Genomic DNA, 9030 nt, shown 5'->3' with positions numbered 1-9030 from the left:
GTCCAGTTTGTGTGTTTGGCGACTTGCATCCTGGTCCCGGGACCCTGCTGCCGCCAACCCACCCGCCGGACGAACCCGCCGGTCAGCGCACCGTCGCGCCGATCAGCTCACTGCCCCTGGTGAGAACACCTCTGAGTGGTGATGATGGCTCTATGTGAGCCGCCCCGGCATTGATGCCGCGCGACGGCGACCGGCAGGAATTGGAGTGTTGGACGCGCGCGTCGACGGTGGCGTCCGCGGCGGATCGATCACCGCAAGATCGTGACCGCGACGTTGACCCCGCCGCCGAAGTGGCTCGGGGTGACGCACTGGCCCGGTTGCGATCGAACAGGGTCGAGGTGCCGTGGCGTACCCGCGGATCCAGGTGCGCTTCACCCCGACCCACGCGTCCTGGATGAACCTCGTCGAGGTCTGGTTCGGCATCGTCGAGCGCCAGGCCATCCGCCGCGGGGTGTTCAAGTCCGTCAAGGAACTCAACGCCAAGATCCGCGCGTTCATCGACGGCTGGAACGACCGCTCCCACCCCTTCATCTGGACCAAGACCGCCGAAGAAGTCCTGACGAAGGCCAACCGACAAGACATTTCAAAGACGAACCACTAGCTCACTCCCCGAAATCAGGGATTGCAGAACTCATCGGAAACCTCGGAGCCGCACAAGTAGAAGTCCCAATCGGCCTGAATCGCATGCTCGGCACCGTCCGCCGTGGCATAGGTCACCGTCACATCCCCCACATGGGCCCCGCGCTGGTCGGCAGTCAGGCTGATCAGGAGCTCGTCTGTCATCTTGCCGTCGAACCCGATAAGGCCGTGACAGGTTGTCCCGACTTCGAGCCCGTTCACGCCTTCACGCAATTTGGCCGACCTGATGTCCAGGTCCCTCGTCTCACCAAGCATGCTTGCGATCGGCGTATCGGTCGCTGAGTCAAAGGTCCGGACGTACGGCACAGCCGACAGAGGCTCAGGGCCGGAGGAATCGGCGAACTGCAATCCTGTAATCCGGGCCGGCCCATCCTCTGTCGTCATGCATGGGACAAAGTTTCCGAACGTCCCGCTCCACTCCTTATTGGGTGGGAGGTTTTTCGGTGGGCGGAGTGAGGCGAATCCAGAGTCGGGGACACTGAGCGACATTGGTCCATTCATGTCAGAATGTACGATCTGCTCCGCAGAGCAACCCTCGACGCCCAACAGGGCTACGGCCCACACGACTATCGCTGCCGTCGTTCGCATTCTCATCGGCTCTGATGTGCTCCTGTTCGCGCCGCCAATTCGTGCATGCAAAGCCACCCGATACACGTTCAGCACTGCCATTGGCTTCCTCCAAGCCACTCGCTCTACTGCGAGATTGGTGGCCTAAAGTTACAGGCGACTGTATTGCCCGTCAATAGTCTTCGAGGGTGAAGAATCGTTGAGACCGTCGCGATGGAGCGGTGTCTATAGGACGATGGCGAACGCCGTTCAGCCGCGGACCAATAACGACCGATTTGACATCAGCCAGAACGGGGTTTCGGATATTTCGAACCGCTCCCTCCTGCGATGTGGGCTAACGAAAATGCGGGTGGGAGCCTTCATGCCGCCTTGGCAGCGGTATGGCCGACCGACGGCAGACCTCCGAGCAGGACTGCCGGCCGGCACACGAGGGCGCTCGAAGGGCTCGGACGTGGCGCTGCCGTTCACGACCAGATGGTGAACGGCTCACGGGCGGCGCGAGGAAATCCTTGGGTAATCTTCTTGGCGATGGTCAACTCCGGCGGCCATGAGGGCGACAATGTCGCCGCTATGCTTCTCGGGATGGAGGAGAATTTTCAAGACCAGGGATCCTGGGGCGCAAAGGTGCGGCTGGGGGTGAACTGGGTGTTGTGAGCGATCGGACGGCATGGCTCGACATGGGAACGGTTATGAGATGAACTCCGATGTATTCGGAAATGTCCAGTACGGGGCGATGATGAAGTCGTATTCGGTATCGCTGGACAACGCGCTTCTGGCGTCACGCGGGCCGAGATCGGGAAATCCAGGCATGAGTGACGATGCGGCAGTGTCTATAGGACACGGGCGGGATGAGTCGAGAACAGCTCCGTGCAGTGTTCTATGCGACAACAAGTCACCTACACCGCCGTCCTGCCGATGCGTTCCACCATGGTCGAGTTCCTCGCCGGCCTGCTCGCCGGCGTTCGCCACGAGCGGCGCACCCGCGCGGGGCGGCGGGCGCTGCGCGGGTGGGACCAGGCCGTGATGGTGTGCCGATGGCTCATCGACGCCACCCGGGTCGCCCAGCTCGCCCGCGACCACGACATCGGCCCGTCGACCGCCTACCGGTACCTGCACGAGGGCATCACCACGCTCGCCTCCCGGCTGCCCCGGCTCTGGACGGGGTGCTGCTGGCCGCGAAGACCGCCGGGCACACTCACCTGAACTCGGGCGGCACCCTGATCCGTACCGACCGCGTGAGCGCGCCGGGCCCCACCCCCGGGGTGGACCTGTGGTGATCGGGCAAGCACAAGGCCCACGGCGGGAACATCCAGGTCGTCACCGCCCCCCACGGGTGGCCGTTGTGGGTCTCCCCGGTGCGCCCCCGTCGCCAGCACGACACGTCCGCCGCCCGCTCCCACTCTGGACTGCTCGACTCCCTCGCCGCGTGGGCCACCGGCGGGCGCAAGGTCCTGGCCGACCTCGGCTACCAGGGCGAGTCCGACCGCCTGCTCGTGCAGCACAAGACGGCCAAGGGCGAGAAGCTGAACCCCGACCAGAAGACGGCCAACCTGCCGCACTCCTGCGTGCGCGCACTGGCCGAACGGGGCAACGCGCTCATCAAGAACTACAAGGCCGCCCGCCGCGTCACCCTCAGCCCCGAACACGTCGGCCCCATCACCGCCGCGATCCTCGTCCTGCTCCACACCGAGCACGACCGCACCACCTGACCCGATCAGGCCGCTACTGGGAAAGGCTCACTGAAGGCTCTCGATGTGATTCTCGCGGAGATACGTCCCTCGGCTCTGGACCGAGCCGTAGCCTCCGGGCATGAGCCTTTGGCAACTGGATCTGCTGGCCCACCTGACGGTGAGTCTCCCCGACGCTGATCTCGAGCCGTATGGATCGGCCGCTCATCAGACGTCACTGGACGGCTGGAGCGACCTCGACGTCATGGTGACGAGCCCGGCTCCGTTCGAGGTCGAGGCCGTGCTCGGTGCGCGCCTTTGGGCATATCAAGAGGTGGTCGACGCGGATGCACAGGTCGTGAGGGCCGTCCTAGTCGACGGACGACGGGTCGACCTCACGGTCCGGGGGTCGCCTGGTCACCTCCCCCTTGCACCGATCGACAACGCAGTTCGGTTCGATGCGGCTCTCGCAGCTGTGCGATTTGGCCGTGGCAGTGACCTCATCGGCCTGCATCTGACTCTTGGCATCCTTCAGGAGGCCATCGTGTACTGCATGGTCGGCGCCGACCGCACCACTGGCCGGACCCACCATCGCTTCGCGACCGAGTACGACCGTCGCGCCGCGTCGTCACTCGCGCTCTTCAAAGAGTCGCTGGGGCCAGAAACGGCAGTGTCCGCCTACGCCCTGTACGGCACGTTCCGTCACGAGATCGAACCGGAATACGAGCCAAGCCCGGGCGGCCTCGGCGCAGTCGTCGATCTCGGCCGATCTGGGTATCGGATCCATTGAGCTCACGCCGACAGCCTGCCCCGGAGCGTGTTGCGGGTGACTGTGGCGGGCGCAGGCCCCAAGCGCACGAATGACCGTCCCTCTCGGGCATCCTCTTCGTCATGGGCGACAACCGGCAGAACTCGGCCGATTCCCGACTCCACACAGGTGACCCGGGCGGCGGATTCGTAGCGATGGACAACGTCGTCGGGTCGGCGTTCGCCACCGTGTGGCCCCTGGCCGACGCCACGCTGCTGCGCAACCCCGGCGACGTCTTTGCCGACGTGCCCTGACGTACGAGGCAGGTTTCGAAACTTCCAGAACCCGATTCTGGAGCGCCCCAGAATCGGGCATTTTTGGGCCGTCGGGCAGCCTTGTCGAAGTCCACAAGTGCCGAGCAGTAGCGGGTGGCTCACCCGGAGGTGGCTGCCGCGCTGATGACGTCGACGGCGAGGTCGGCAAAGACGGCCAGGCCATAGAGCAGGGCTGCGAGGGCGACGATGGCGAAGGCAGCTGGAAGCCAGGCCGTGACGTCGCCGCGACGAGCACGGGGCGTCGACCGCGGGGCTGGTTGTGTCACTGCACGTTTCGGCCTCACTGCTTCGTTTTCGGCCCGTAGACCGTGACCTTGACGGCCCCGCCGATGCCGGCGTCGACGCGCGCGCAGTCGGCGGTCTCGTCCGGGATCGCGGTCGCCGTCACTGTGTCGTCGGCGCCGTCGGACGAGAGCTTCATGTATGCGTCCTCCGCGACGCGTCTCGCCTGTCCGACAGTCAGGCATCGGTCGGTGATCTTCGCGCGCAGCTCGTCCGCCAGTGGCCATTCCCCGGCGACGAACGTGTCCAGCGGGAGTCCGCCCGACCCGATGGTCACTACGCCCGGTTCCTGGGCGTCCGCCCATGAGCACGGTGCGTCCGGGTCCTGGTTGTCGGCCTCCACGACGGACCAGCCCTCGAGACCGAGGCGTTCGAGCTCGTCCTGAGCCCACTGCACCTGCTCGGCCATGGTGCGGCACTCTGCGTTCCCGCCGTCGACGAAGTCGGTTGCGCTCTGTCGCAGTTCGAGCGCCTGCGGGGTGACGGCTACGCCGGAGGCGAGGATATGGGCACCGCTGGGGACCTGATCGGCGGGCGTGACGTAGGTGTAGTCCTGGAGCGTGAAGGCGATCGGGTCCTTGACGGGGTCGAGTCCGGCGTCCTGCATGAGGGTGTCGCAGTCCGCGATCGCGTCGCCGGTCAACCAGGACCCGGTCACCGCGGCTTCCTGGTTCGACCAGTCCGCCAGGCAGTTGGGGCCCTGCGTCATTCCTCCGAACCACCCCTCGATGCCGGCATAGCCCATGCCGCCTCCAACCAGCAGCACCGCGAGTCCTGCTGTGATCGCTCCGCGCCTTCCGAACCGTCCCCTTCGCGGCGCCTTCCGTGCCGGCACCTCGGGCCCGCGTGGCGTCGAGGCGATCGACCCGCGCATTTCCGACCAGACATCGTGGCCTACCGGGGGCAGCTCCGACTGCCGGACGGGGTTCGTCGCCCGCAACCGCGTCATCGGGTCCGTCATCGTGCCTCCTCGATCCCCGTCGTGGCCGGACGCCGCGTGTCTGGCGTGCTGGTACTGGTGTCCGCGCTGTCTACCCCGCTCTGCGCTCGCCTGGGCATGCCGCCTGCCGGCGGCGGGGCCGACGTGCCAGATGGGTGGCTCTGCGGGACCAGGGACAACTGCTCGGTCAGACGCTTGCGCGCCCGGTGCAGCCGCACCCGCACTGCACCGCGCGAGATCCCGAGCACCATGGCGATCTCGTCGCGCGCGAGCTCTTCCCATGCCACCAGGCGCAGGATCTCTCGGTCGTCGCCGGCCAAGCTCGTCATCGCGCGCTCGAGGTCGTCGATGCGGGACGCGCTGCGAGGCGGATCGAAGTCTCGAAGGTCCTCACGCAACCTGCCCGCCAACTCGATCCGACGTCGTTCGCCCCGCTGATGATTGGCAAGCACCCTTCGCGCGACACCGAACAACCACGGTCGGGCGTTACCGTCGGCGGGCACCTCCTCGAGCCGGCGCCACGCGATGAGGAACGTCTCGGCGACGACATCCGCCGCGTCCTCCGGGACGGAGAGCCGGCGCACCGCGTACCCGAGCAGCGCCAGGTGCGTGGCGTCGAAGAGCGACGCGAACTTCTGGTCCGCCGTCACCGGCTCCTGCTGCGGCGGCTGCCTACCCATCGATGCCCTCCCTGGCTTCCCGTGTCACCTATACATGTCCAGGTACCCGCGAAGCGTTACACCGGAGCCCTACAGGTCGACCCGACCGGCAGCCCCCGTCCGGTGCCGTCGCGCCCGGTACTCTCCGGGCATGCCCCCGAGGTTCCGTCGCCCCGAGCCGATGACCTCTTTCGAGCTCGTGCCGGACGACGAGCAGGAGGACGACGGCGTCCCTGCCCCTCCGGGCAAGCACGATGGCGACGAGGTCTCGTTCCGCGATCGCCTCGCTCGGCGTTGGCGACACCTGTCGCGCCGAGGACGCGTCGTCGCAGCCGGCACGACCGCCGTCGTGATGCTCGCCGCCACCACCGCGGCCGTGCTGCCCGGTGCGCTCGACGCACGGGACGAGCACCTGCGCGCCCAGGCCGTTCGTGGAATGCCCGGCATCGTCGAGGAGCTGTCGCACCCGCCGGAGGAGACCTGGACGCAGCCGGCGGGCGCCACGGTGGCAGGCGTCCTTCCCGACGGCGTGCTGCTCGTCGCCAATGCCGAGCGGCTCACTGCCGTGGACGCGGAGACCGGCGACCAGGTCTGGCGGCACGTCTTCGATGGCGACGTGGAGTGCGGCCCGACGCCGTCGTCAGAGGTCGACTGGGGCACGCCCGTGGAATCGGTCGTCTGCGTCAGCGACGCCGGGTCGACCGTGACGGTCCTCGACCCGGCGGGCGAGGTGTTGGGCGAGCGGACACTCGAGGTTCCTGCCCGTGTGATGCTCGACGAGGACACGGCCGGCCGCAAGGTCTGGCCCGCAGCCGACGAAGCGATCGCCGTGCTCGACGCGGCCCCCAGCATCGCCGTCCCCTGGCAGGAGGGCGACGACCCTGAGCAGACCCTCGAGGCGCTGCGAGGGGCCGGGTGGTCGGGACCGACCCTGCGCATCGAGGACGCGGTGACCGGGGAACTGCGCGCCGAGGTGACGCTCGAACTGACAGTGGAGGCACTCGACGGCTGCGGCGTCGTCGAGGAGGCCGGAGCCACGGGGCTGACTCCCGACGTCTGGGTCGACACGACACCGTCGTTCACCTTCTTCAACCTGTGCAGCACGACGAGCGCAGTGCTGCCGGACGGCACCGTGGTGGATCTCGGTACCGGGTTCCGAGCCATCGCGTCGCGACCTGGCGGCGGCTACATCGTGTCCGGCGAGACCAGCGAACTCCTTGACGACCTCGGCAACGTGGATCGGACGATCGCCGGCTGGGCCGTACCAGTCTCCGTGGACTCCGCTCCGGACGGCCCGCAGCTCGCAGTGCTCGGAGCGTCCGGCGAGAGCAGCGTGCTCGCCGCGGTCGGCGACGACGGCAACCCGGTCTGGACCCGCCCGGGGGCGATGCTCACCAGTTCCCTCGCCCGCGTCGGTGACACGCTCGTCGTCATGGACGAGTCTGCCGTCTTGGGCCTCGACGCCTCCACCGGGGAGGAACGGTGGCGCCTGGCGGAGGTGATCGGCCGCAACCCAGAGAGCCCCGAAGGTGGCGAGTCGGTCTCCGGCGTCGTGACCGACGGCACGCGTCTACTGCTCGCCATCTCCCCGAACGGGTGGAGCGGGGACACCCAACAGAACACCTTTCGCCTGATCGCCCTGGACCTTCGGGACGGGACGACCACATGGGAGCGACACCTCACAGGGGACCCGTGGGACCTGCACTCAGTAGGCGGTCATCTCGTGACCGTCGGCAACGGCATGGCCGCCGGCAAAGGCGTGGCCGGGCTCGGCTGAGCCCCGAAGTACCAGTGAGAGCCTCTGGAGGTTTCGAAACCTCCAGGACCCGAGTCTGGAGCGGCTCAGAATCGGTCGTTTTTCTGCGCCGTTTGGCCGACTGTCGAGAAGCAACATGAAGCCGTTGCCACCTTGCCAGGTCAGCCCATGACGCTTCCGCCAGAGGGCGGAGGGGGACCTGCGTCCTTGGGCCAGATCACCTTTGAACCGGGCTCCGGCCACTCGGGCGGACGGTAAGCACGCACTTCCCGGCGGGCGCGGCGTGCAGCAGCGCGACGGAACCACGACTCCTTGAGCCTCGCGACCTTGCCCATGTCGTCCAGCCTGCCCTTCGTGCTCCTTCGCGTGCCTCAGGCTACTCGCGCTTGCTCCTGACCATCAGGTAGACGCCCAAGTAGCTGGGCATCCCTTTAGGGGTTTCGAAACCTCCAGAACCCGATTCTGTGCGACTCCAATATCGGTCAGTTATGAGCCGACGCGTCGACCTGTTGAGATTCACCAAGAACCGGTGTTGCACTCGGGCGCCTCGGAACGATGTAGAGGTGTGAGACAGAGGATGAGTCCGTGACGGCGCCGGCGGACATCGTGTTCAGCGAGGTCTTCCGGGCGCTGTACCCGGACGTGCTGAGGTTCGTGCAGCGCCGTGCCGATCCGGACGTGGCCGAGGATTTGGCCGCGGAGGTCTTCGCCATCGCGTGGAACCGATGGGCCGACGTGCCGCGTGAGGTCCGCCCGTGGTTGTTCGGTGTCGCCCGCAACGTCCTGGCCGAGGACCGCCGCGCCCACGGCCGGCGGAATCGCCTCGCTCTGCGCATCGGCACCGAGCGTGAGCTACCGCAGGATGCGATCGACCTCGCGACGACGACGGTGGACCTCCACGTCGCCTGGACTCGCCTGAGCGATGCCGACCGCGAGGCGCTCGCCCTGGTCGCATGGGACGGGCTCACCGGTCGCGAGGCCGCCCAGGTCTTGGGCTGCACTCGTGCCGCCTTCTCGGTGCGCCTGTCGCGCGCGCGCCGCCGCCTCAAGCACCTGCTCGCAGACATCGAACCCGAACCTCACGCCGACCCTGCACCGTGGCCCGGCCGGCGAGCGAATCCCGGCGTCGTGGAAGGAATGCAGCCATGACCCTCATGACCGAAGACCTGACACTGCGACGCCTCTCCGAGGCCAACCCCGTGCCCGATACCCCGCTCACCACCGCGGAGGCGGCGCGGGCCGAGGTGATCCTGGAACGCATTGCGACGGCCGCGCCGACCGCGGCGCGCCTCACTCGAACGCGTCGACGCTGGTGGGCGCGCGTCGCCGCTGCGGGCACGGCGGTCGCCGCGGTTGTTGCCGCCGGCGTGCTCGGGACAGCTCCTGCGTCGGCCGAGTTCGTGCTCCTCGAGGCGGCGGACAATGCCGCCACCCAGC

The 9030-nt window shown here is 67.5% G+C and carries 8 protein-coding genes and 2 pseudogenes; 7 read left to right on the top strand and 3 right to left on the bottom strand.

Annotation, left to right across the window (positions count from 1 at the left end):
* Positions 1 to 343: 343 nt before the first annotated feature.
* Positions 344 to 601 (top strand): annotated as a pseudogene (locus tag AC1C2V_RS19700) (IS630 family transposase); the annotation flags it as partial.
* A gap of 14 nt (positions 602 to 615) precedes the next feature.
* Here the strand turns inward: AC1C2V_RS19700 and AC1C2V_RS19695 are convergent.
* The gene (locus AC1C2V_RS19695) at positions 616 to 1023 is read right to left on the bottom strand and encodes a hypothetical protein (protein WP_495391344.1); all 408 of its coding nucleotides are present in this window, start codon (positions 1021 to 1023) and stop codon (positions 616 to 618) included.
* A 1062-nt stretch (positions 1024 to 2085) separates the two neighbouring features.
* Here AC1C2V_RS19695 and AC1C2V_RS19690 point away from each other — a divergent pair.
* The 3 genes and pseudogenes from AC1C2V_RS19690 to AC1C2V_RS19680 all read left to right on the top strand — a co-directional run bounded on the left by AC1C2V_RS19690 (position 2086) and on the right by AC1C2V_RS19680 (position 3935).
* A pseudogene (locus AC1C2V_RS19690) lies at positions 2086 to 2915 on the top strand (transposase family protein).
* A 100-nt stretch (positions 2916 to 3015) separates the two neighbouring features.
* The gene (locus AC1C2V_RS19685; RefSeq protein WP_495391343.1) at positions 3016 to 3663 is read left to right on the top strand and encodes a nucleotidyltransferase family protein; all 648 of its coding nucleotides are present in this window, start codon (positions 3016 to 3018) and stop codon (positions 3661 to 3663) included.
* 89 nt (positions 3664 to 3752) lie between these two features.
* Complete coding sequence (locus AC1C2V_RS19680) at positions 3753 to 3935, top strand: S26 family signal peptidase (protein ID WP_495391345.1); 183 nt, start codon at positions 3753 to 3755, stop codon at positions 3933 to 3935.
* Between the two features lie 301 nt (positions 3936 to 4236).
* On the opposite strand, the gene AC1C2V_RS19675 is transcribed toward AC1C2V_RS19680, so the two are convergent.
* Positions 4237 to 5187 (bottom strand): hypothetical protein, encoded by a 951-nt coding sequence (locus AC1C2V_RS19675; RefSeq protein WP_495391342.1) that lies wholly within the window; start codon positions 5185 to 5187, stop codon positions 4237 to 4239.
* Between the two features lie 8 nt (positions 5188 to 5195).
* Entirely contained in the window at positions 5196 to 5828 is a 633-nt protein-coding gene (locus AC1C2V_RS19670) for an RNA polymerase sigma factor (protein WP_495391341.1), read from the bottom strand.
* A gap of 160 nt (positions 5829 to 5988) precedes the next feature.
* Here AC1C2V_RS19670 and AC1C2V_RS19665 point away from each other — a divergent pair, with 160 nt between their 5' ends.
* The 3 genes from AC1C2V_RS19665 to AC1C2V_RS19655 form a co-directional block, all read left to right on the top strand.
* Positions 5989 to 7614 (top strand): outer membrane protein assembly factor BamB family protein, encoded by a 1626-nt coding sequence (locus AC1C2V_RS19665; protein ID WP_495391340.1) that lies wholly within the window; start codon positions 5989 to 5991, stop codon positions 7612 to 7614.
* A 564-nt stretch (positions 7615 to 8178) separates the two neighbouring features.
* Positions 8179 to 8742, top strand: coding sequence for an RNA polymerase sigma factor (locus AC1C2V_RS19660; protein ID WP_495391339.1), 564 nt, complete (start codon positions 8179 to 8181; stop codon positions 8740 to 8742).
* A partial coding sequence (locus AC1C2V_RS19655; RefSeq protein WP_495391338.1) for a hypothetical protein occupies positions 8739 to 9030 on the top strand: 292 nt, incomplete at its 3' end. The genes AC1C2V_RS19660 and AC1C2V_RS19655, both read left to right, overlap by 4 nt.

This window comes from Isoptericola sp. Y541 (assembly GCF_059445465.1).
This window is presented reverse-complemented; position numbering and strand designations above follow the sequence as displayed.

What these genes read in the sequence shown, in the direction of transcription:
- AC1C2V_RS19695 (WP_495391344.1), bottom strand. Translation starts at nt 1,023, where the DNA reads ATGACGACAGAGGATGGGCCGGCCCGGATTACAGGATTGCAGTTCGCC.
- AC1C2V_RS19685 (WP_495391343.1), top strand. Translation starts at nt 3,016, where the DNA reads ATGAGCCTTTGGCAACTGGATCTGCTGGCCCACCTGACGGTGAGTCTC.
- AC1C2V_RS19675 (WP_495391342.1), bottom strand. Translation starts at nt 5,187, where the DNA reads ATGACGCGGTTGCGGGCGACGAACCCCGTCCGGCAGTCGGAGCTGCCC.
- AC1C2V_RS19665 (WP_495391340.1), top strand. Translation starts at nt 5,989, where the DNA reads ATGCCCCCGAGGTTCCGTCGCCCCGAGCCGATGACCTCTTTCGAGCTC.